Raw genomic sequence first — 20,655 nt, 5'->3', positions numbered from 1 at the left:
GGCGTGCCGGGCCCGCCACATCAGGCCAGGAAGTGGAACACCTCGGGGTCGTTCCAGTGCTCGAGCAGCACCCGCTCCACGCGTGCCTGCCAGAGTTCGCCGAAGCGTCTTGCCTGGGCCGCATCGGGCGCACCGCGCATGCATACCTGCATCAGCGCAGCCATGTCGGGGTGCGGCGGCACTTTCGAGAGTTCTGCTGCGGCGTCCAGCGTTGCACCGTTGTCGCTGCGCGTGAAGCGCAGGGCCAGCGGTTGCGCATGCGCGCCGAAGGCTTGCAGGTTGCGGCGCACGAAGCGTCCGCCGATTCCCTTGAAACCCCCGTCCTGTGCGCTGCCGGTAAGCAGGCCGACTACCGCTGCGATGACGCCCGTCACCCCTTCGTCGAGTGGATGCTGGAAGCTCACCCGGACCGTCCCGCGCACGGGGACCTCGTCCGGAAACAGACGGGTCATCGCGTGGTGGGCGAGCGCATAGGCGGACGCTACGGTGGGGCAGGAGTGGCCCGCGAGGCGTACTGCGTCGGCATATCCATACTCGAGCACGCCGCCCTCGGCAGCACCGAGAAAGTCGGCCAGTGGATCGCGCACGACGATGCGAGGGACGCGGTCGAAAAAGGCGGGGAAGCGTTCGCTGGACATGGCGGCTCCGAGGGTGGGGAAGCGGCGATTGTCCGCCTCCGCCTGCGATGTGCCTTGATGTGGCTCAGCCGCCTATCGGCAGTTTGGGGTAGAAGCCGATACGCGCTTGCGGGATTGGGTCCCGTTCAGATCGCGCCAGCCTGGTGCAGGGCTCCGATCTGGGCGGGCGTATACCCCAGCGCCTCCAGCACCGCGTCGGTGTGCTGGCCGAGCGCCGGGCCGATCCACTCGGTTCCCCCCGGCGTTGTCGATAGCTTGGGGATCACGCCTGGCATGCGGCAGTCGCGCCCGTCGGGCAGCTTCACGGTCTGCAGCATGTCGCGCGCAAGGAATTGCGGATCGGTGAACATGTCCGCGACCGAGTAGATGCGCGAGGCCGGCACCTCTGCGGTGGCGAGCGTGTCGAGCGCCTCGGCCTCGTCCCGCCCTGCGACCCAGGTGTCGATCGCGGCGTAGAGTTCATCACGGCGGGCATCGCGCCCTGCGTTGTCAGCCAGCGTCGGGTCCGCGGCGAGGTCGTCGCGTCCCATCGCCTTCATCAGCCTGCGGAAGATTGCGTCGCCATTGGCGCCGATGGTGATGTGACGGCCATCCTTCGTGGTGTGGGTATTGGAGGGGGTGATGCCGGGCATGATGTTGCCGGTGCGTTCGCGCACGAAGCCGACCACGTCGAACTCCGGCACCAGCGATTCCATCATCGCGAACACGGCCTCGTACAGCGCTACGTCCACCACCTGACCCTGACCGCCGTTCACCTCCCGGTGGCGCAACGCCATCATTGCGCCGAGCGCCCCCCACAGTGCGGCGATCGAATCGCCGATCGAGATCCCGGTCTTGACCGGCGGGCGGTCGGGAAAGCCGGTCACATAGCGCAACCCGCCCATCGACTCACCGATGGCGCCGAAGCCGGGCTGTTGCGCCATCGGCCCGGTCTGGCCGAAGCCCGACAGGCGCAGCATGACCAGCCCGGGGTTCAGGGACGACAGGGTTTCCCAGCCCAGACCGAGCTTCTCGAGCACGCCGGGGCGGAAGTTTTCCACCACGATGTCGGCCTCGGTTGCCAGCCTGCGCACCACCTCCACCCCGTCGGGATGTTTCAGGTTTACCGTCACCGACTTCTTGTTGCGTGCCTGCAGGTACCACCACAGCGAGGTGCCCTCGTAGCGCTTGCGCCATGTTCGCAGTGGATCGCCACCGTCAGGGGACTCGATCTTGATCACCTCGGCGCCAAACTCGGCGAGGATACGGGCGGCGAAGGGGCCTGCGATCAGGGTGCCGAGCTCAAGAACCTTCAGGCCGGCGAGCGGTTTTGCGGGTGTGGTCATGGCGGGGCGGCGAATACGGTGGGCCACATTATGTCAGGCTCAGCTGGCAGCACGCTGCGTCCGTTGAGCGCGGGCTGCTCGCCAACCTCGGCGTCATCGCAGCCGGCGCGCTGGTGGCGTGGAGTGGGCGAGCGTGGCCGGACTGGGTGGTCGGTGGCGTGATCGGCGTGCTGGTGCTGGCAGGCGTGGTGCGCATCCTGCGCTTGAAGCAAGCCCACTCGCCATTCGTGCGCTGGCGTGCCGCAACTGCCTCAGTCCGAGGCTGCCTCGTCCAGCATGCGCTTGAGGTAATCCGGCACCCCCGACAGGACCAGGGTGTCGGTCGCGGAGTCATAATGCACCGCGCCGGAGTGCAGGCCGCTGCGCTCGAATTCCAGCTTCCAGTTTTCGCCGCTGGCACTGAAGCGCACCAATGGGCGGATGGCACGGCGGTTGGGGACAAAGCCGGGGGCGATCTTCGTCTCCGCCGCGCGCAGCAGCGCGTCGAGGCGCTCCGGACGCTCGGGGAAGACCTCGCGTGCGAGCTCTTCGAAGACGACCGGAGCGCCGGCTTCGCCCAAGGTGTCGAGGTAGTCGTGGGCGCGTTCGAGCACGGCGTCGCGGGTGGCCGGGGCGAGCTGTTCGGTGTCAACGAAACGGTCGAGCGTGGCGACCAGCTTCTTGGTCTCCTGCAGCGCCACCATCACGTCGCTGCAGCCGAGCACGCGCTTGAACCACGCACCGCCCTTGCCGCGTCCGCGCAGGAAACCGAGATAGCGCTCGTCGCCCCGCCGCCAGCCCGACAGGTCGATGCGACCGGCGGCGTGTAGCGCGGAGAAGTCGAGATGGGTGCAGTCGAGCAGGTCGAGCGTACCAACGACGCGCACGCCCTCGGCCGTGCCGAGCAGCGCCACCCATAGCGCGTCGGTGTCGCCTTCGCGCACGCGCATCACGATCAGGTGGCCCCCGTCCTCGAGTTCTTCCTCGTCGGCGATCGCCTGCACGCGCTCGGCAAGCTGGCGTGACAGGGTGGTGAAGTCGAGCGTCTCGTCGATCACGTGCGCGTGCAGCCAGCGTGCGAGCGGGAAGGCTTCCTCGTCTTCCTCGAAGCGGCCGAAGCCCTTGGCGCTGCGGCTGTCGTATTGCGTGCGCAGTCGCTCGGCAAGCCGCAGCGCCGCAGCGTCTGGCGCACAGGGCATATCGCGCAGCACCAGCCGCGAGGGCGCGCCGGGCTCGCACACCAGTGCGTGGACGATCAGGTGGGTGAGGAGGTGCTCGATGGTGCGCATGTGGTGGGCTTGCGGTGGGGAGTGGGGCGGGATTCTGCCATGCGCACTGCCGGGATGCGCTTCAGTAACGCAGCTCGATCGTGATCGTGTGCGCCTTTTCTCCGGCTTCGAAGGCGCTGTCCGCAAAGGCGGGCGGACCAACGACCTGCGGGTTGTTCGACAGACCGTAGCCCTCGGTCGGGAACATGCCGAAGCGACGGTTCATCTCGCCGTTACCGTCCTCGTCGTGGTAAGCCATGATCGCGTAGCGGCCGGGGGCGAGATCGTCGAAGCGCACCACGACATTGCCGGGCGTGGCCGGCACCTGCTGCAGGGCCAGCGCCTGGGCTTCCTTGCGGAAGGTCTTGTCGTCGGCGTAGAGGCCGACCCGGATTGCGCCGCGCGCGTGCTGGACGCCGGTGAGCCGGACTTCGAGCGGGGCGGCGGCCTGTGCGGTGTTGCTGCCGAGGGCGGCGGCAAGCGCCAAAACGGCAAGGCGGGTAGGGCTGTGCTTCATGCTTCGGTTTCCTGTGCAAGTCCGATGGGGAGGGGACTGTCATCCCCAAGGCTGCGGACGATGTCCTGTAGCGCTGTTTGCAGCATCTCTTCCACCACCGGGTGATAGAAGGGCTGTTCGAGCAGGCTGCGCGCGGTTTCGCCACGCTGGATCGCCCACGCGAGCAGGTGGGCGATGTGCTCGCCGCCGGCCATCATCATGGATGCACCCAACAGGCGGCCGTCCTTGCGGTCGGCGTACACGTGCAGCAGGCTGGACTGGGCCTCAAGGATGCGGGCGCGTCCGTTGGCTGCGCCGGTCGCTTTGCCGACCACGATCTGTCCCGGGTCGAGCTGGTCGAAGCGTGCGCCCACGCTGGCGATGTCCGGATCGGTGAAGGCGATGCCGAGCGCGACCTTGCGCGCGAAGCGCACCGGGATGCCGCGTGCGGCGTTGAAGCCGGCGATTGCACCCTCGTCGGCGGCCTCGTGCATCAGCGGGCGGTCCGCGTTGGCGTCGCCGGCGATGAAGACCGGCAGATCGCCGACCTGCAGGGTCGTGGGGTCGAACCTGGGCATGCCGCGTTCATCGAGCGGGAAACCGGCCTCGGCCATCCCGAGCCCGTCGACGTTCGGGCGGCGGCCGAGCGCGGCCAGCAGCAATTCGACGTCGGCCTCGCGGTCGCCCGCCCGCATGCGCACGCCCCGCCCAACCGGGGTGACCGTCGTCTGGGCACCCAGCCACATCTCCATCTCCTCGCCGAAGTGGGCGATCGCACGCTCGCCCACTTCCGGGTCGGCGATGCCGGCGATCGTCGGTGCGAGGTCTGCCGCGACCACGCCCACGCCGAGCCGGGACAGCGCGAGGCCCATCTCCAGGCCGATCGCGCCCAGGCCAAGAATGCCTACCGAGTGCGGCAGGGTCTCGAGCTCGAAGAGTTCATCGGTGCTCACGGTGTGTTCCCGTACCGGGTCGAGCCAGGCCGGCATCACCGGCCGTGACCCGGTGGCGATGACGACTGCCCGCGCGCGGATGCGTCGCACGCCAGCTGGGCCTTCGACTTCGATCAGCGTTGGTTCGATGAAGCGCGCGCTGCCCTCGATCAGATGCTTGCCCGCTGCCTCCCGCGCCTTGCCGGACGCGCTCGCGGTGAACTGGTCGCGCTTGCTGCGCACATGGGCCCACGTGCGGCTCAGATCGATCTCCAGCTTCTCTGCTCCACGGATGCCGGCCTCGGCGAACTGGCTGCGTGCAGCCCATTGCGCACCGGCGTGCAACGCCACCTTGGAGGGCATGCAGCCTACGCGCGCGCAGGTCGTCCCCAGTGGGCCGCGGTCGATCAGGAGGAAGTCGCGGCCGGCGCGGCGCACCTCGCGCAGGGCATACAGTCCTGCGCTGCCGGCGCCGATGATCGCGATGTCGGTGTGAATCTCCTCATTCATGGGTGAACTCCGTGTCGGTTGTCCGGAAAACATAAACGAGTGCTTATATTCTGGCTAATTGATCGTTCGACGTTGATGCATAGATTTCAACTATAAACCGGACACAACTTCATTCCTGGTGCTTCCGGGAAGAATCATGTCTGTGGGGATAAAAGGATAAAAACATAATAAATTGTGTATGTGTGACAAAAATTACGGTTTTTGCGTCTTGAGTCGCGCAAGCTATTGGTCAGATGGTTCCGTGCTCAGGCGGGCCGTCCCTCACAAGCTGTCGATCCGGCCCAAATGAATGCCAGTCACGATCCCCTGAAGCAGGAAGCGCCTGCTGAAGACCCCGAAGCGGGGTACTTCGAGCGCGAAACCGTGGAGCAACTTCTCCGCGACCGGGACTCCCTGTGGCACACCCTGTTTGCGCAGTCACGTGACGGAGTGGTCGTGCTCGACCAGAACGGTCGGGTCTATGAGGCGAACCCGCGCTTCGCGGAGACGCTCGGCTACACGATGGAAGAGATCTATCAGCTCCACGTGTGGGACTGGGCCTACGAGTACACGGCGGATGACCTGCTCGAGATGATTCACTGCATCGATGCGGATGGACACCACTTCGAAACCCGTCAGATGCGCAAGGACGGTAGCGTCGTCGAGATCGAGCTCAGTAACAGCCGCACGATCTTTCGCGGGCAGAAGCTCATCTTCTGCATCTGCCGTGACATCACCGAGCGCAAGGAGGTCGAGCGGCGCATCCGCATCCTGGCCACCACCGACACCCTGACCGGCGCGGCCAATCGGGCCGAGTTCTCTCGCAGGCTCAACGATGCGATCGCACGCGCCCATGCCACTGGCACGCCGCTGGGGCTGGTGATGTTCGATCTCGACCTGTTCAAGCAGATCAACGACACCCACGGCCATGACGCTGGCGACGCCGTGTTGCGCGGCGTGATCGAAGTGGTGCGCGAGCAGGTGCGCGAGGAAGATGTGGTCGGGCGCTGGGGGGGCGAGGAGTTCCTGTTGCTGCTCTCCGGTGCTGACCTGAGCGAAACCCTTCGCGCCGCGGAGCGCCTGCGTGCGGGCATCGAGGCCAGACACTTCGACGCGGCGGGCTCTGTCACCGCCAGTTTCGGGGCCGTCGTGCTTGCCGCCGACGAGGGCTTCGATGCGCTGATCAAGCGTGCCGATATGGCGCTCTATCGGGCCAAGCTCGCAGGGCGGAACTGCGTCGAATCGTAGGCCGCTGACTGAGGCAACCCACCGTCGGCGTCGTCCGCTCCTGATTGCGCCTGCTTTGCGACCCTCGCACTGGGTTGTCCCCAGTCCGTGGGGAAAGAGCTGTTGGCAGAGCTGTGGATAAGTGTGGCGAAGCCTTGTTTGCCATAAGCTTGCATGGGTTGCTCAAAAGGGAGGCAAGTGGGTGCGGCGTAGGCCGGATGCCGTTTTCTGGTGTCCAGTAACACATGCCAACGGCTCGGTTTCATCCTCTGTGCCGGCGGCAAATGCGTTGAGCTTCCGGTTCGCAGGGGGCGGATAGACGGCTTTCGACCGCATCTTGATCGAAGGCGTCAGGAGGGCGGGTGGGTTTGAGAGTGCGCGGTCGCTGCGGGTCAGGACCTTGAAGCTCACATAGTCGTGTCGCTGCCGGACGGCGAGCGCGCCCTAGGGTGCAGGACGTGTCGGAGCAGGCATCCCGTGCCACTTGCAGAAGCAAAAAGCCGCTGATCCTTTCGAATCAGCGGCTTTGTGTTTGGTGGTGGTGATGGGCGGAATCGAACCGCCGACCTATGGGTTATGAATCCATCGCTCTAACCGTCTGAGCTACATCACCAACAGAGCGCGCGAATATAGCGGGTCGGGCCGGGATGCGTCAACAGTCGGCCGGCCGAAAGCCGAAAGGCGAGGGCTTGGGCGAGCGGCTACGGGTGGTGCGCGGTCTGCCTCGGAAGTCTTGATTTATAAGGCTTTTGCATTGACATCAGGCGGGCGATCGGGGATGATCGCCGCCTGTTCCTACCATTCCGGATCTGTCCGGTCTGCCCTTGCGCCCGCATTTTGTTTCCGTTCTCATGGTCAGCGTGCTTGGCATGGCGTCCTCGCTGGCGGTTGCGGCGCTGCCGCGGCCGATTCCCGATGATGCCGTGAAGGCGACGGCCGGGTTCTCGCAACCCGGCGTGGTTCGGGTGAAGGACTTGGCGCTGCGCCTGAGTCCCGGTGCGCAGATCCGTGACACCCACAACCGCATCGTGCTGCCATCCCACATTCGTGGAAGCCATACGGTGCGCATGCTGCTCGACAGCAATGGCGAGGTGCACCGGGTGTGGATCCTCACCCCGAAAGAAGCGGCCATGCCCGAGCCCAAGCGCTGATGGCTGCCGCGATACTCGCCCGAACGGCCGCAAGGCTCAGCCTGGTGTTTTCCTGAACATGAAGAAACTCTACATCCGCACCTTCGGGTGCCAGATGAACGAGTACGACTCCGAGAAGATGGCGGACGTGCTCGGTGCCCACGAAGAACTGGTCAAGACCGACGACCCGGAAGAGGCCGACGTGATCCTCTTCAACACCTGTTCGGTGCGCGAGAAGGCGCAGGAGCGGGTGTTTCACGATCTCGGGCGTGCGCGCCTGCTCAAGCAGGCCAAGCCCGGGCTGATCATCGGCGTCGGCGGCTGCGTGGCCAGTCAGGAGGGCGAGGCCATCGTCAAGCGCGCGCCCTATGTGGACGTCGTGTTCGGCCCGCAGACCCTGCACCGCCTGCCCGGCCTGATCGAGGCGCGCAAGCAGACCGGGCGCTCGCAAGTGGATATCTCCTTCCCCGAGATCGAGAAGTTCGACGCCATGCCGCCGGCGCGCGTCGAGGGCGCGAGCGCCTTCGTGTCGATCATGGAGGGCTGCTCGAAGTACTGCACCTTCTGCGTCGTGCCCTACACCCGCGGCGACGAGGTGTCGCGCCCGCTCGAGGACGTGCTCGCCGAGGTCGCCGGCCTGGCGGCGCAGGGCGTCAAGGAAGTGACGCTGCTGGGCCAGAACGTCAACGCCTGGCGCGGCGAATTGGTGCGCGAGGACGGAGAGCAGGGGGACTTCGCCTTCCTGCTGGAGTGCGTGGCCGAGATCCCCGGCATCGAACGCATCCGCTACACCACCTCGCACCCGCGCGAGATGACGCAGCGCCTGATCGACTGCTACGCGAAGATCCCCAAGCTCGTCTCGCAGTTGCACCTGCCGGTGCAGTCGGGTTCGGACCGCGTGCTGGCGGCGATGAAGCGCGGCTACTCGGTGCTCGAGTTCAAGTCGGTGGTGCGAAAGCTGCGCGCGGCGCGCGCGGATCTGTCGCTGACCTCGGACTTCATTGTCGGCTTTCCCGGCGAGACCGAGGACGACTTCGAGAAGACCATGAAGCTGATCGAGGACATCGGCTTCGACGGCTCCTTCAGCTTCGTATACAGCTCGCGTCCTGGCACGCCGGCGGCCGACCTCGAAGACCCTGTGCCGCAGGACACCAAGCTCGCCTGGCTCGCCCGCCTGCAAAAGCGCATCGACGCGCAGTACCAGGCCAACAGCGAGGCCATGGTCGGCTCGGTGCAGCGCATTCTGGTCGAGGGCGCGGCGAAGAAGAACGCCGAGGTCGAGATGATGGGGCGCACCGACAACAACCGCGTGGTCAACTTCCCTTCCGACTCGCCCGTGCGCGACCGCCTGATCGGGCAGTTCGTGGATGTGCGCATCACTGCCGCGCTGCCCCACAGCCTGCGCGGCGAAATCCTCACCCGGGAATCCTGAATGGCGAAGACCCTTGAAGTCTTCTTCGAACCGGTCGACAACGCCCGGCTCGCAAACCTTTGCGGCGTGCTCGACGAGAATCTGCGCCAGATCGAGAACGCCTTCGACATCACCGTGAGCCGGCGTGGCGAGCACTTCACGCTCACCGGTCATCCGGCGCAGGTGCTGCGCGGCGAGATGGCGCTCAAGCACTTCTACGAGCGCGCCGAGAGTGACCTCTCGCTCGACGACGTGCAGCTTGGCCTGATCGAGATCGCCAACAAGGGCGAATCGCAGCAGTCCGCACCGGTGCTGATGACGCGGCGTACCGAGCTGCACGGTCGTACGCCCCGCCAGGTGGAGTACCTGCGCAATATCCAGGAATTCGACATCACCTTCGGCATCGGCCCGGCCGGCACCGGCAAGACCTACCTTGCGGTGGCGAGTGCGGTGGACGCCTTCGAGCGCGACCTGGTCGAGCGCATCATCCTCACCCGCCCGGCGGTCGAGGCGGGCGAGCGTCTTGGCTTCCTGCCCGGCGACCTCGCGCAGAAGGTCGACCCCTATCTCCGCCCGCTGTACGACGCGCTCTACGACCTGATGGGCTTCGACCGCGTCGGCAAGCTCTTCGAGCGCAGCCTGATCGAGATTGCGCCGCTCGCCTTCATGCGCGGGCGCACGCTCAACAACGCCTTCATCATCCTCGATGAGGCGCAGAACACGACGCCCGAGCAGATGAAGATGTTCCTCACCCGCATCGGCTTCGGTGCCAAGGCTGTGGTCACCGGCGACTTGACCCAGGTCGACCTGGCACGCGGCCAGCGCAGTGGTTTGAGGGAAGCGCGCGAGGTGCTCTCCGAGGTGCGCGGCATCGCCATCACCGAATTCCGCAAGGGAGACGTGGTCCGTCATCCGCTTGTCGCACGCATCGTGGAAGCTTACGACCGCGAAGCTGCGCGCATCGAGCGCGAGAAGGCCGCCGCGCGCGCGAGGGCGACGCAGGCAATAGAAGAGACAGAGGAAGAGGAAGACTCCCGAAATGGCGAATGACACAGTCGTGAGCACGCCCCGAATCACCGCGATCGCCGCTGATGGCAAGGCGAGCCGGGTGAAGGCCGAGCGCCTCGAGATCGACTTCGGAAACGGCCGCCGGCTGCTGCTGGCCTTCCCCGAGTCCGCCCGGGGCGATCTCGAGATCGAGGCCGATTGTGAGGACGAGAGCGCGGTGCCGATGCTTTCGCTGCAGCCGGGTGCCTGCAATCTGCTCACCCTGCGCGTAGACGTCCATCACGACATGCGCTTTGTCGATCCGCTGGAGTTGCCCGAAGGCGGACACGAGCCGGTGCTCAAGCTCTCGGTGCAGAAGGCGCTGGAAGGCGAGGACAAGGCCAACGCGCCCAAGAAGAATCACATCCGCCGCTGGGTCCGGGCCGCGGCGCGCCGGGACGCGGAGGTCACCGTGCGTCTGGTGGGCGAGGCCGAAGGGCGTGAGCTCAATCGCGACTACCGGGGCAAGGACTACGCCACCAACGTCCTGACTTTCGTTTATGCAGAAAACGAGGCGCTGCCCGGCGCGCCCGATGCCGGGGGCGATGTGCTCGCCGGTGACCTGGTGCTGTGCGTGCCGGTCGTGGTGCGCGAGGCGGCCGCCCAGGGCAAGACCCTGGAGGCGCACTTTGCGCATCTGGTCGTGCATGGCATGCTGCACCTGCAGGGCTACGATCACGAAACCGAAGCGGAAGCCGCCGAGATGGAGTCGCTCGAGACCGCCATCCTGCGCGAGCTGGGCTACGCCGACCCATACGCCTTGAGCGCCTGAAGCGGAGACTTCGACACCCAAAATGGACAGTTCCCCTAAACCTTCCTTACTTGAGCGACTTTCGGCCTTTCTCTCGCGCGAACCGGAAGATCGCGAAGAACTCCTCGCGCAACTGCACTCGGCCTTCGATCGCAACCTGATCGACGCCGATGCGCTCTCCATCATCGAAGGCGCCCTGCAGATGTCCGACATGCAGGTGCGCGACGTGATGATCCCGCGCGCGCAGATGGACTGCGTGCACCTGGACGATCCGATCGATGCGATCGTCAATTTCGCCATCGACACCGCGCACTCGCGCTTCCCCGCGATCGGGGACGGCAAGGACGACGTCGCCGGCATCCTGCTCGCAAAGGATCTGCTGCGCTACTTCGCCGGGCGCGAGTTCGATCTGCGCGACATGCTCCGCCCCGCGGTGTTCGTGCCCGAATCCAAGCGCCTCAACGTGCTGCTGCGCGAGTTCCGCGTATCGCGCAACCACATGGCGATCGTGGTTGATGAATACGGCGGCGTGGCCGGGCTGGTCACCATCGAGGACGTGCTCGAGCAGATCGTCGGCGACATCGAGGACGAATACGACTTCGACGAGGCTGGCGACAGCATCCGTCTCGATCAGAACGGACGCTACCGCGTCAAGGCGACGACCGAGATCGAGGACTTCAACGAGGCTTTCGCGACCCACTTCAGCGACGAGGAGTACGACACCGTCGGTGGTCTCGTCATCCGCCATTTCGGGCGCCTGCCCAAGCGTGGCGAGGCACTGGAGGTGGAAGGGCTGAAGATTCAGGTTCTGCGCGCCGACAGTCGCCGGGTGCATACCCTGGTGGTGGAGCGTCTGCCCCAGCCCGAGCCCGTGGAAGAGTGATGCGGCGTCGCGCCTTGCTCGCGCTGCTTGCGGGCGGCGCGTCGGTGTGCGGCTACGCGCCCTTCGAGTGGTATCCGCTCGCGCTGATTTCGCTGGGGGTGCTCGCCTGGCTGCTCGTCGGTGTGACCCGCCTGCGTGACGGTTTTGCGCTCGGGTTCGTCTGGGGGTTTGGCGCTTTTGCCGGCGGGGTGTCCTGGCTGTACGTGGCTCTCGAGCGTTATGGTGGCATGCCTGCACCGCTGGCCGTGCTTGCCATCGCCCTGTTCTGTGGCTACCTCGCACTTTTCCCGGGACTTGCCGGCGCTGGCTTTGCGGGCCTGCATCGTCGACGCCCGCCGCGTTCCGCGCAAAGGGTCGGAGCCGCGCCCCCACGACGAGCGCCTTCTGCGGCGCCCGTGCGTTCAGCCGCCCTCTTTGCCGCGCTCTGGCTGCTCGCCGAGTGGCTGCGCGGCGTGGTGTTTACCGGTTTTCCCTGGCTGGGCGTCGGTTACTCGCAGACGCCACCCAGTCCGCTCGCCGGCTATCTGCCGCTGATCGGCGCCTACGGCGTCGGCGGGCTTGCCGCGTTCGTCGCTGCTCTGGTGGTCTTCCTGCCCATGGGGCGTGGTGCCCCCGTGCGGCGCTGGGCGCCGGTGGCGGTGGTGGGCGTCGTGCTCGCAGTCGGCATGGGGCTGGCTGGCCGGGGATGGACCGTGCCGAGCGGTGCGCCGGTCACCGTGGCGCTGGTGCAGACGAATTTCGAGCAGAGCCTGAAGTGGGATCCGGAGCGCTTTGCCGACGTGCTCCAGGCAAACCTGGACCTGGTGCGCGAAGCTTTTGCTGGGCCGCAGCCGCCTGCGCTCGTGGTGCTACCCGAGACCACCGTGCCGACACTGCTCGATCGCCTGCCTGAAGGCTACCTGGAATGGCTGGCACAATCGGCACGTGAAGGTGGCGGAGACCTCGTGATGGGCGTGTTCCGCCGCGATGAGGCCGGGCACATCTACAACGCGGCGATCAGCCTCGGCACCGCGCCTGTGCAGTACTACGCCAAGCAGCACCTGGTGCCCTTCGGCGAGTATTCGCCGCCGCTCTTCGGCTGGTTCTACCGGCTGGCGCAGATTCCGATGTCCGACCAGACGCGCGGCGCCCCCGACCAGCCGCCGATGCGCTTCGGCGCGCAACGCGTGGCGCTCAACATCTGCTACGAGGATCTCTTCGGCGCAGAACTCGCACGCGCGCTGCCGGAGGCCACCTTGATGCTCAATATTTCCAATCTCGCCTGGTACGGCGACTCGCTCGCTCAGCCCCAGCACCTGCAGGTCGCCCGTGTGCGTGCGCTCGAGACCGGGCGCCCGATGCTGCGCTCGACCAACACCGGCATGACCGCGCTGGTGCAGCCGGATGGCAGCGTCGCCGCGCTGCTACCCGCGTTCGAGCGTGGCGTGCTGCGCGTTGAGGCGCAGGGCTACGCGGGGCTTACGCCGTATGCGCGCGGGGGCGACTGGCTCGCGATTGGCGTGGCCCTGCTGATCGTGACTGCGGCGGTGATGGGTCGCCGTGCGCACGTCTGACGCCCCCTTGCAGCCCGAAGCCCGTTAAAATCATCGCCTTTGCGTGCGCTGCGCAGCCCGGAGGCTGCCCGAGACCATGACCACCGAATCCAGACTCGTGAAACCGACCTTCCAGCAAGTCATCCTCACACTCCAGCACTTCTGGGGCGAGCGCGGCTGCGTACTGCTGCAGCCCTACGACCTCGAGGTGGGCGCCGGCACCAGCCACACCCACACCTTCCTGCGTGCGATCGGCCCCGAGCCCTGGAACGCCGCCTACGTGCAGCCCTCGCGCCGCCCCAAGGACGGCCGCTACGGCGAGAACCCCAACCGCCTGCAGCACTACTACCAGTTCCAGGTAGTGCTCAAGCCCTCGCCGCTGAACATCCAGGAGCTCTACCTCGACAGCCTGCGTGCGCTCGGCATCGACCCGATGGTGCACGACATCCGCTTCGTCGAGGACGACTGGGAGAATCCCACCCTAGGCGCCTGGGGCCTGGGCTGGGAAGTGTGGCTGGACGGTATGGAGGTCACCCAGTTCACTTATTTCCAGCAGGTCGGCGGTCTCGATTGCAAGCCGGTGCTGGGCGAGATCACCTACGGCATCGAGCGCCTGGCGATGTACCTGCAGGGCGTGGAAAACGTCTATGACCTGGTGTGGTCGGTTGGCCCCGACGGGCGCGCGGTCACCTACGGCGATGTCTATCACCAGAACGAGGTCGAGCAATCGACCTACAACTTCGAGCACAGCAACGTCGACTTCCTGTTCTCGCTGTTCGCCAACTACGAGTCCGAGGCCAAGCGCGTGATGGAGGTCGGCCTGCCGCTGCCGGCCTACGAGATGGTGCTGAAGGCCGCGCACACCTTCAATCTGCTCGACGCCCGCGGCGCCATCTCGGTGACCGAGCGTGCCGCCTACATCGGCCGCATCCGCAACCTGTCGCGCGCCGTCGCCCAGGCTTATTTCGAATCCCGCGAAGCCCTCGGCTTCCCGATGCTGAACACCACCAAGGAGGCCGCGTGATGACCAGCGCGACCCTGCTCGTTGAACTGCTCACCGAAGAACTGCCGCCCAAGGCCCTGCCGCGCCTGGGCGAGACTTTCGCCACGAAGATCGCCGAGGGCCTCAAGGCCAGGGGGCTGGCGCCCACTGACGCGGCTTTTCGCACTTTCGCCAGCCCGCGCCGGCTGGCGGTGACGGTGGCGCAGGTGGCCTCCGAAGCCGCAGCCAAGGAAGTCACCGAGAAGCTGATGCCGGTGTCCGTGGCGCTCGACGCCGAGGGCAAGCCGACCTCGGCGCTGCTGAAGAAGATGGAAGCGAAGGGCATTGCCGCCGACGCCTTCGTCGGCTTCGAACGTCGTATGGACGGCAAGGCCGAGGCCCTGTTCCACACCGCCATGGTGCCGGGTGCGAAGCTCGCCGACGTCCTCGCGGGCATCGTGCAGGACGCGATCAAGGCGCTGCCCATCCCCAAGGTCATGCGCTGGGGCGACGGCGATGCCACCTTCGTGCGTCCGGTGCACAAGCTCACCCTGCTGCACGGTGCTGACGTGGTGCCGGGCCGCGTGCTCGACCTGGACTCGGGCCGCACGACGCGCGGCCACCGCTTCATGAGCCGCGGCGACATCGACATTGCGACTGCGGACGCCTACGAGCCCACGCTGCTCGCCGAGGGCAAGGTCATCCCCAGCTTCGCCGAGCGCCGCGCCGACATCGAGCGCCAGCTGCTCGCCGAGGCCGCGAAGCAGGGCGCACTGCTCGACGAATACGCCGACCTGCTCGATGAGGTCGCCGCGCTGGTCGAGCACCCGACGGTGTACGTGGGCGAGTTCGAGGCCGAATTCCTCGCCGTGCCCCAGGAGTGCCTGATCCTGACCATGCGCGCCAACCAGAAGTACTTCCCGCTTTTCGATGGTGCCGGCAAGCTGCTCAACCGCTTCCTGATCGTCTCCAACATGCGGGTGGCCGATCCGAGCAACATCGTCGCCGGCAACGCCCGCGTGGTCCGCCCGCGCCTGTCGGACGCGCGCTTCTTCTTCGAGCAGGACAAGAAGCTGAAGCTGGAAGCCCGCCTGCCGCGCCTGGCGCCGGTGGTCTATCACAACAAGCTCGGCAGCCAGCTCGAGCGCGTCGAGCGCGTCGAGGCGCTGGCAGGCGCGATCGCCGCCCAACTGCACGGCGACGTCGCCGCGGCGAAGCGCGCCGCGCGCCTGGCCAAGGCCGACCTCGTCACCGACATGGTGGGCGAGTTCCCCGAGCTGCAGGGCATCATGGGCCGCTACTACGCGCTCGCCGACGGCGAAGGGCAGGTCGTCGCCGATGCCATCCAGGCCCACTACCAGCCGCGCTTCGCCGGCGACGCGCTGCCCGCGGGCAACGTCGCCGCCGCCGTGGCGCTGGCCGACAAGCTCGACGCTCTGGTCGGCTTCTTCGGCATCGGCATGGTGCCGACCGGTGACAAGGACCCGTTCGCGCTGCGCCGCGCCGCGCTCGGCGTGCTGCGCATCCTCATCGAGGCGCCGCTTCCGCTCGAGTTGCCGAAGCTCATCGACACCGCTGCAGGCGGTTTCAAGCCCGGCTTGCTGACCACCGAAGGCTTCTCCGCACAGCTTCAGGACTTCATGTTCGAGCGCTTGAAGAACCTGCTCCGCGAGACGGGCCGCGACGGCGCCGTGATCGACGCCGTGCTGGCGCTGAAGCCCGCGCGCATCGATCTGGTGCCGGCCAAGCTCGCCGCGGTGGAAGCCTTCCGCGCGTTGCCCGAGGCCGAGGCCCTGGCCGCCGCCAACAAGCGCATCGTCAACATCCTGAAGAAGGCCGAGGGCACGCCGGGCGAGCCGGACTTCGCGCTGCTGCAGGAGGAAGCCGAGAAGGCGCTCTTCCGTCAGGTGGTCGAGGTCGCGCCGCTGGTGCGCTCGCACGTCGCCAACGAGGACTACACCGACGCGCTGTGTGCGCTCGCTGGGCTGCGCGCGGCGGTGGACCAGTTCTTCGAGGACGTCATGGTGATGGCCGAAGAGCCGTTGACGCGCCAGAACCGCTTCGCGCTGCTGGCGCAGCTTGCCGGCCTGATGAACCAGGTGGCGGACATCTCGCGCCTGTCGGCCTGATCACCCCGCGGCCGCATGGGGCGTGGGGGTCGCTGCGACGCAAGGAGCAAGACGATGAAGCTCATCATTCTGGATCGCGACGGGGTCATCAACCTCGATTCCGATCAGTTCATCAAGTCGCCGGATGAGTGGAAGCCGATCCCTGGCGCGCTGGAAGCGATCGCTCGCCTGAACCAGTGGGGCTGGCGGGTGGTGGTGGCGTCGAACCAGTCGGGCGTCGGGCGCGGGCTGTTCGGCATGGATACGCTCAACGCGATCAACGAGAAGATGGTCAAGAGTCTCGCGCAGGTCGGCGGTCGTCTCGATGCGATCTTCTTCTGCCCGCATCCGGCCGACTCCACCTGCGACTGCCGCAAGCCGAAGCCTGGCATGCTGGAGCAGATCGGCGCACGCTTCAACGTGGAATTGACTGGCGTGCCGGTCGTGGGGGACAGCCTGCGCGACCTGCAGGCTGCGGTAGCGGTGGGCGCAAAGCCCTATCTGGTGCTCACCGGCAAGGGCGAGAAGACGCGCGAGAACCCGGAACTGCCGCCCGGCACCGAGGTGTTCCCCGACCTGGCCACTCTTGCGGCCGAACTGACATCCTGAACCCTTCGAGTACTGAAGTGCATCTGATCCGCTCCATCCTCTTCGCCATCGCGCTCGCCGTCGTCACGGTGCCTTATGTGGTCTTCCCGACCTTGTTCTTCTGGCTGCCGCCGATGACGCGCCACCGGCTGATCACCAGCTGGGTGCCGATCATGATGTGGGTGATCCGCCACGTGCTCGGCATTCGCTACCGCGTGCTCGGTCGTGAGAACATCCCTGCGGGGCCGGCCGTGGTGCTGTCCAAGCATCAGTCGGCGTGGGAGACGATCGCCTTGCAGGTGATCTTTCCGCCGCTGTGCTACGTGCTCAAGCGCGAACTGCTGCGCGTCCCCTTCTTCGGCTGGGCGCTCGCCATGATCCCGGGCATCGCGATCGACCGCTCCGCGGGCAAGGATGCGCTCGCGCAGGTGGTCGAGCAGGGGCGCGAGCGCCTCAAGGAAGGTCTGTGGGTGGTGGTTTTTCCGGAGGGGACCCGGGTTGCGCCCGGAACGACCCGGCGCTACAAGCCGGGCGGTGCGATCCTGGCCAGGCGTGCGGGGGTTCCGGTGGTGCCGGTGGCGCACAATGCGGGTGAGTTCTGGCAGCGCAATGCCTTCATCAAGCGCCCGGGGGAGATCATCGTCAGCATCGGTCCTGCGATTGACACCAAAGGCGCAAAGGCGGGTGACGTCAGCGAGCGGGCCGAGGCCTGGATCGAGGCCGAGATGCATCGGCTGTTTCCGCACCACTATGGGAACGCCGAGGTGGCAGCCAGTCCGGCAGGTACGCCCGAAGAAGATGCGGGCGGCGCCGAGCGAAAGAGCGCGCAGGACGTCTGAGGCAGCAGCTGCAGAGCGGTAATCGGACCAGGTTGCGGCGGCCGGAGTGCTGGAGGGGGCGGTGTTTCCGCCGCCTTTCGATGTCCGCCGGATTCAGTTCTCACGCGGCCACGTTCCAGCGTACGTGGACGCAGAAAGGCCCCGCAATGCGGGGCCTTTCTGTTCAGCGGTACCGAAGAGGCTTAGGCAGCCTTCTTGGGGGCGGCCGTCTTGGCGGTGGTGCTCACGGCCTTGACGGTGGCGTTGGTCGCGGCAGCCACGTTGGCTTCAGCGATCTCGGCGACCTGCTTGGCGGCCTTGCTCATGCTGTCGTAGGCGCTGTTGGCGGCGGCGATGGCCGACTTGACGGCGGCGACGGCAACGTCCGAACCGGCGGGTGCCGACTTGGCAGCCTTGTCGAGTGCGGTGGCGACGCCCTTGTTCACTTCGGCCATCTGGCCTTCGAAGACCTTGGAGACTTCTTCCTGGGTCTGCGAGGTGATTTCGTACACGCTACGGGTGTAGGCGACGGCCTTCTCGACGACCGGCTGGGCCAGCGAGATCTGGAGGTTGGTCAGCTCCTGCACGTCCTTGGCAGCCAGCAGGGCCTTGGTGTTGGCCACGCCGTCTTCCAGCAGCGAACGGGCGGTGTTCAGGTTCAGGGCAGCCAGGCGCTCGACGGTGGCGAAGGCGGTGTTGGCCAGGGTCAGCATGGTTTCGATGCTGGTCTTGTTGGCGGCGACGAACTGCTCGGGGGTGACGTAGTTGCTCATGTGAATCTCCTTGAGTATGGGTGTTTGCATCCGCATCGCTTGCTCATGCCGCGATGGTGCGTTGCAGCATGGGTCGGATTATACGGACCCCGGGGAGTGTGTCAAGCGCGTTTTTGTGCATCGCACAATGGCAGATTGATTATGAAACCCAATCGCCTGCGCGTTTCCGGAGCTAGTTTTAGACCTTGCTGCTGCGCTGCATCGACAAGCTTGTCCCGATTCTGGAGATCTGGTGTTTCGACATTGTGACCGCACCGCAACATCCGCGTGGGGCGGTCCGTGCGCCCTACGGCCAGACGCCCCGCGGACGCTGCCCGGGCGGGCGTCGCGGGGCGCTGGTGTTGCGGCAGGGGATGGAAATCAGTCGTGGCGGAAGTCCGGCTTGCGCTTCTCGACAAAGGCGGCCATGCCTTCCTTCTGGTCGTTGAGCGCGAAGGCGGAGTGGAACACGCGGCGCTCGAACAGCAGGCCTTCGTTGAGGCTGCTCTCGAAGGCGCGATTCACGGATTCCTTGATCATCATGATCACCGGCAACGAGTAGCCTGCGATGGTTTCGGCCGCGCCGAGCGCTTCGTCGAGCAGTTTGTCGGCCGGGACCACGCGGGAAACCAGCCCGGCACGCTCGGCCTCGGAGGCGTCCATGAAGCGCGCGGTCAGGCACATGTCCATGGCCTTTGCCTTGCCCACTGCGCGGGGCAGGCGCTGGGTGCCGCCAGCGCCGGGCAGGATGCCGAGCTTGATCTCGGGCTGACCGAACTTCGCGCTGTCGGCCGCGATGATGATGTCGCACATCATCGCCAGTTCGCAGCCGCCGCCGAGCGCGAAGCCTGCGACCGCGGCGATGACCGGCTTGCGGCAGGTCTTTACGCGTTCCCAGTTGCGGGTGATGTAGTCGCCCTTGTAGGCGTCCATGTACGAGAAACTCGCCATCGCGCCGATATCGGCGCCGGCTGCGAAGGCCTTCTCCGACCCGGTGATGACGATCGCGCCGATGTTCTCGTCCGCTTCGAAGTCATCCAGCGCGGCGCCGATCTCGTCGACAACCTGGTCGTTGAGGGCGTTCAGCGCCTTCGGGCGGTTGAGGGTGATGAGGCCAACGCGGCCGCGCTTCTCGGCAATGATCATCTCGAAGCTCATGGGGTCTCCTTACGTTCAACAGGGGTGGCAGCGCTCACTGCGCGCCGTCGGATTTCGGCTGGATCACGGCACGCACGCGGGCTGGTGCGGTGCCGGGCTTGCTGCCGGGGGCATTGGTGGCGAGATAGTTCTCGGTGATGGCGTCGTATTCGATGTAGTGGCCGGTGACCTGGTCGCCGCCGCTGGTGACCTTGGCGCGGTTGAACAGCTTCGCCTTCTCGCTGCGGCTGTCGTATTCGATGCGCTCGGCCTCGCCTTCCACGTAGTCGCTCGTGCCCTCGCGGCGCTGGCGGAAGGTGGCGAGCCCCTTGCTGGCGGTCGCCACGCCATTCTGGAAGCCGGCCGCATCCTGGGTGACGACCAGCCGGTCGCCCCGGATCTCGAGCGAACCCTGGGTAAGGATGACGTTTCCTTCGAAGACATGGACCTTGTTGCGGTCATCTACCGTCAGGTTGTCCGCCTCGATGTTGACCGGCTGCTCGCGGTCGGCCTTTTCGGCGAAGACGGGGGGCGCAAGACCTGCGAACAGTGCGCAGGCAGCAGTGATGATCCAGTGCTTCATGATGGCGATCCTTGGCGGCGGCGCGGCAAATGAGTCCTGACCTCGCCGATGAGTTCGAGCGTGCCGAACAGGTCGTCGGCGTGCATGCCTTGTGCGGTGGTTCGCCCGTCGCCGCGCGTGAGCAGCACGGGTGAGTGCGTCAGGGCGCGGTGCGCGTCGGGCCACACGGTGAGGGTTTCGGATTCTAGCGTGAGCGGCGGAGCGTCGTTGGTGGCTGGACGACGTACGCGCACCTCGCCCGTGAGGTCGACCTGATCCCCGCCGGGCGAAACGTTTGCGCTGTTGGCGGTGACGAAGGTTTCGCTGTCCTCGCCCAGCATATGCAGGCGTGGCAGGTGGAGGCGGGTGGTGTCGTCGACAGGGAAGTGTTCGAGCCGATCGGCGACGAGTTCGTAGCGCTGGCGGCCGTCGTCGCCGAAGCTGGTCACGCGGGTGAATTCGGCGGCGAAGTCCGGACCGGTCTGCTCGGCCCAGACGACCGGTTCGTCCGTGCGGGTGGCGCGCTCGAGCCAGATCGAGCCGCCCGCAAGCGCCGCGAGTGCAATGACGGGATAAAGGCGCCAGGCGTCGACGAGCATG

At 66.4% G+C, this 20,655-nt stretch carries 20 protein-coding genes and 1 tRNA gene; 11 read left to right on the top strand and 10 right to left on the bottom strand.

Annotated features, from left to right (window positions below; genetic code table 11):
- Positions 1–20 precede the first annotated feature (20 nt).
- From ACNKW1_RS14005 to ACNKW1_RS13985, 5 genes are all read right to left on the bottom strand, one after another.
- Positions 21–638, bottom strand: coding sequence for a hypothetical protein (locus ACNKW1_RS14005; RefSeq protein WP_418365211.1), 618 nt, complete (start codon positions 636–638; stop codon positions 21–23).
- A 125-nt stretch (positions 639–763) separates the two neighbouring features.
- Entirely contained in the window at positions 764–1,963 is a 1,200-nt protein-coding gene (locus tag ACNKW1_RS14000; RefSeq protein WP_418365210.1) for a CaiB/BaiF CoA transferase family protein, read from the bottom strand.
- Positions 1,964–2,214: 251 nt separating this feature from the next.
- Positions 2,215–3,231, bottom strand: a complete 1,017-nt coding sequence (locus ACNKW1_RS13995; protein WP_418365209.1) for a nucleoid-associated protein — start codon at positions 3,229–3,231, stop codon at positions 2,215–2,217.
- Between the two features lie 61 nt (positions 3,232–3,292).
- The gene (locus ACNKW1_RS13990; protein ID WP_418365208.1) at positions 3,293–3,727 is read right to left on the bottom strand and encodes a DUF2141 domain-containing protein; all 435 of its coding nucleotides are present in this window, start codon (positions 3,725–3,727) and stop codon (positions 3,293–3,295) included.
- Positions 3,724–5,148: a dihydrolipoyl dehydrogenase gene (locus ACNKW1_RS13985; protein ID WP_418365207.1), complete on the bottom strand. Its 1,425-nt coding sequence runs from the start codon at positions 5,146–5,148 to the stop codon at positions 3,724–3,726. The genes ACNKW1_RS13990 and ACNKW1_RS13985 overlap by 4 nt, the downstream gene beginning before the upstream one ends.
- A 285-nt stretch (positions 5,149–5,433) precedes the next feature.
- Between ACNKW1_RS13985 and ACNKW1_RS13980 the strand changes: the two genes are divergently transcribed.
- Positions 5,434–6,375, top strand: coding sequence for a diguanylate cyclase (locus tag ACNKW1_RS13980; protein WP_418365206.1), 942 nt, complete (start codon positions 5,434–5,436; stop codon positions 6,373–6,375).
- Between the two features lie 515 nt (positions 6,376–6,890).
- Here the strand turns inward: ACNKW1_RS13980 and ACNKW1_RS13975 are convergent.
- Positions 6,891–6,967: transfer RNA gene (locus ACNKW1_RS13975), tRNA-Met, on the bottom strand.
- A gap of 238 nt (positions 6,968–7,205) precedes the next feature.
- On the opposite strand from ACNKW1_RS13975, the gene ACNKW1_RS13970 reads away from it, so the two are divergent.
- The 10 genes from ACNKW1_RS13970 (at position 7,206) to ACNKW1_RS13925 (ending at position 17,625) form a co-directional block, all read left to right on the top strand.
- Entirely contained in the window at positions 7,206–7,505 is a 300-nt protein-coding gene (locus ACNKW1_RS13970) for a hypothetical protein (RefSeq protein WP_418365205.1), read from the top strand.
- 58 nt (positions 7,506–7,563) lie between these two features.
- Positions 7,564–8,916 carry a tRNA (N6-isopentenyl adenosine(37)-C2)-methylthiotransferase MiaB gene (gene miaB, locus ACNKW1_RS13965; RefSeq protein WP_418365204.1) on the top strand — a complete coding sequence of 451 codons (1,353 nt, stop codon included), beginning with the start codon at positions 7,564–7,566 and terminating at the stop codon, positions 8,914–8,916.
- The gene (locus ACNKW1_RS13960; protein WP_418365203.1) at positions 8,917–9,945 is read left to right on the top strand and encodes a PhoH family protein; all 1,029 of its coding nucleotides are present in this window, start codon (positions 8,917–8,919) and stop codon (positions 9,943–9,945) included.
- The gene (ybeY, locus tag ACNKW1_RS13955; RefSeq protein ID WP_418365202.1) at positions 9,935–10,714 is read left to right on the top strand and encodes an rRNA maturation RNase YbeY; all 780 of its coding nucleotides are present in this window, start codon (positions 9,935–9,937) and stop codon (positions 10,712–10,714) included. Before ACNKW1_RS13960 ends, ybeY begins: the two co-directional genes overlap by 11 nt.
- 22 nt (positions 10,715–10,736) lie before the next feature.
- Positions 10,737–11,576: an HlyC/CorC family transporter gene (locus tag ACNKW1_RS13950; RefSeq protein WP_418365201.1), complete on the top strand. Its 840-nt coding sequence runs from the start codon at positions 10,737–10,739 to the stop codon at positions 11,574–11,576.
- Positions 11,576–13,129 carry an apolipoprotein N-acyltransferase gene (gene lnt / locus ACNKW1_RS13945; protein ID WP_418365200.1) on the top strand — a complete coding sequence of 518 codons (1,554 nt, stop codon included), beginning with the start codon at positions 11,576–11,578 and terminating at the stop codon, positions 13,127–13,129. The genes ACNKW1_RS13950 and lnt overlap by 1 nt, the downstream gene beginning before the upstream one ends.
- A gap of 76 nt (positions 13,130–13,205) precedes the next feature.
- On the top strand, positions 13,206–14,132 hold the full coding sequence (gene glyQ, locus ACNKW1_RS13940; protein WP_418365199.1) for a glycine--tRNA ligase subunit alpha: 927 nt from the start codon (positions 13,206–13,208) through the stop codon (positions 14,130–14,132).
- Positions 14,132–16,219 carry a glycine--tRNA ligase subunit beta gene (glyS, locus tag ACNKW1_RS13935; RefSeq protein WP_418365198.1) on the top strand — a complete coding sequence of 696 codons (2,088 nt, stop codon included), beginning with the start codon at positions 14,132–14,134 and terminating at the stop codon, positions 16,217–16,219. Before glyQ ends, glyS begins: the two co-directional genes overlap by 1 nt.
- Positions 16,220–16,273: 54 nt before the next feature.
- Entirely contained in the window at positions 16,274–16,807 is a 534-nt protein-coding gene (gmhB, locus tag ACNKW1_RS13930) for a D-glycero-beta-D-manno-heptose 1,7-bisphosphate 7-phosphatase (RefSeq protein WP_418365197.1), read from the top strand.
- 17 nt (positions 16,808–16,824) lie between these two features.
- Complete coding sequence (locus ACNKW1_RS13925) at positions 16,825–17,625, top strand: lysophospholipid acyltransferase family protein (protein ID WP_418365196.1); 801 nt, start codon at positions 16,825–16,827, stop codon at positions 17,623–17,625.
- A gap of 182 nt (positions 17,626–17,807) precedes the next feature.
- On the opposite strand, the gene ACNKW1_RS13920 is transcribed toward ACNKW1_RS13925, so the two are convergent.
- From ACNKW1_RS13920 to lptC, 4 genes are all read right to left on the bottom strand, one after another.
- Positions 17,808–18,377 (bottom strand): phasin family protein, encoded by a 570-nt coding sequence (locus ACNKW1_RS13920; protein WP_418365195.1) that lies wholly within the window; start codon positions 18,375–18,377, stop codon positions 17,808–17,810.
- Between the two features lie 360 nt (positions 18,378–18,737).
- Positions 18,738–19,514 carry an enoyl-CoA hydratase gene (locus ACNKW1_RS13915; RefSeq protein ID WP_418365194.1) on the bottom strand — a complete coding sequence of 259 codons (777 nt, stop codon included), beginning with the start codon at positions 19,512–19,514 and terminating at the stop codon, positions 18,738–18,740.
- A gap of 34 nt (positions 19,515–19,548) precedes the next feature.
- Entirely contained in the window at positions 19,549–20,076 is a 528-nt protein-coding gene (gene lptA, locus ACNKW1_RS13910; protein ID WP_418365193.1) for a lipopolysaccharide transport periplasmic protein LptA, read from the bottom strand.
- Positions 20,073–20,654 (bottom strand): LPS export ABC transporter periplasmic protein LptC, encoded by a 582-nt coding sequence (lptC, locus tag ACNKW1_RS13905; protein WP_418365192.1) that lies wholly within the window; start codon positions 20,652–20,654, stop codon positions 20,073–20,075. Before lptC ends, lptA begins: the two co-directional genes overlap by 4 nt.
- Between the last annotated feature and the right edge of the window lies 1 nt (position 20,655).

This window comes from Thauera sp. WH-2 (genome assembly GCF_048321015.1).
GTDB lineage: Bacteria > Pseudomonadota > Gammaproteobacteria > Burkholderiales > Rhodocyclaceae > Thauera.
This window is presented reverse-complemented; position numbering and strand designations above follow the sequence as displayed.

Bases quoted from the DNA above. Each gene is read 5' to 3' on its own strand.
- ACNKW1_RS14005 (WP_418365211.1), bottom strand. From the start codon at position 638: ATGTCCAGCGAACGCTTCCCCGCCTTTTTCGACCGCGTCCCTCGCATC.
- ACNKW1_RS14000 (WP_418365210.1), bottom strand. From the start codon at position 1,963: ATGACCACACCCGCAAAACCGCTCGCCGGCCTGAAGGTTCTTGAGCTC.
- ACNKW1_RS13995 (WP_418365209.1), bottom strand. From the start codon at position 3,231: ATGCGCACCATCGAGCACCTCCTCACCCACCTGATCGTCCACGCACTG.
- ACNKW1_RS13990 (WP_418365208.1), bottom strand. From the start codon at position 3,727: ATGAAGCACAGCCCTACCCGCCTTGCCGTTTTGGCGCTTGCCGCCGCC.
- ACNKW1_RS13985 (WP_418365207.1), bottom strand. From the start codon at position 5,148: ATGAATGAGGAGATTCACACCGACATCGCGATCATCGGCGCCGGCAGC.
- ACNKW1_RS13980 (WP_418365206.1), top strand. From the start codon at position 5,434: ATGAATGCCAGTCACGATCCCCTGAAGCAGGAAGCGCCTGCTGAAGAC.
- ACNKW1_RS13970 (WP_418365205.1), top strand. From the start codon at position 7,206: ATGGTCAGCGTGCTTGGCATGGCGTCCTCGCTGGCGGTTGCGGCGCTG.
- miaB (WP_418365204.1), top strand. From the start codon at position 7,564: ATGAAGAAACTCTACATCCGCACCTTCGGGTGCCAGATGAACGAGTAC.
- ACNKW1_RS13960 (WP_418365203.1), top strand. From the start codon at position 8,917: ATGGCGAAGACCCTTGAAGTCTTCTTCGAACCGGTCGACAACGCCCGG.
- ybeY (WP_418365202.1), top strand. From the start codon at position 9,935: ATGGCGAATGACACAGTCGTGAGCACGCCCCGAATCACCGCGATCGCC.
- ACNKW1_RS13950 (WP_418365201.1), top strand. From the start codon at position 10,737: ATGGACAGTTCCCCTAAACCTTCCTTACTTGAGCGACTTTCGGCCTTT.
- lnt (WP_418365200.1), top strand. From the start codon at position 11,576: ATGCGGCGTCGCGCCTTGCTCGCGCTGCTTGCGGGCGGCGCGTCGGTG.
- glyQ (WP_418365199.1), top strand. From the start codon at position 13,206: ATGACCACCGAATCCAGACTCGTGAAACCGACCTTCCAGCAAGTCATC.
- glyS (WP_418365198.1), top strand. From the start codon at position 14,132: ATGACCAGCGCGACCCTGCTCGTTGAACTGCTCACCGAAGAACTGCCG.
- gmhB (WP_418365197.1), top strand. From the start codon at position 16,274: ATGAAGCTCATCATTCTGGATCGCGACGGGGTCATCAACCTCGATTCC.
- ACNKW1_RS13920 (WP_418365195.1), bottom strand. From the start codon at position 18,377: ATGAGCAACTACGTCACCCCCGAGCAGTTCGTCGCCGCCAACAAGACC.
- ACNKW1_RS13915 (WP_418365194.1), bottom strand. From the start codon at position 19,514: ATGAGCTTCGAGATGATCATTGCCGAGAAGCGCGGCCGCGTTGGCCTC.
- lptA (WP_418365193.1), bottom strand. From the start codon at position 20,076: ATGAAGCACTGGATCATCACTGCTGCCTGCGCACTGTTCGCAGGTCTT.
- lptC (WP_418365192.1), bottom strand. From the start codon at position 20,654: ATGCTCGTCGACGCCTGGCGCCTTTATCCCGTCATTGCACTCGCGGCG.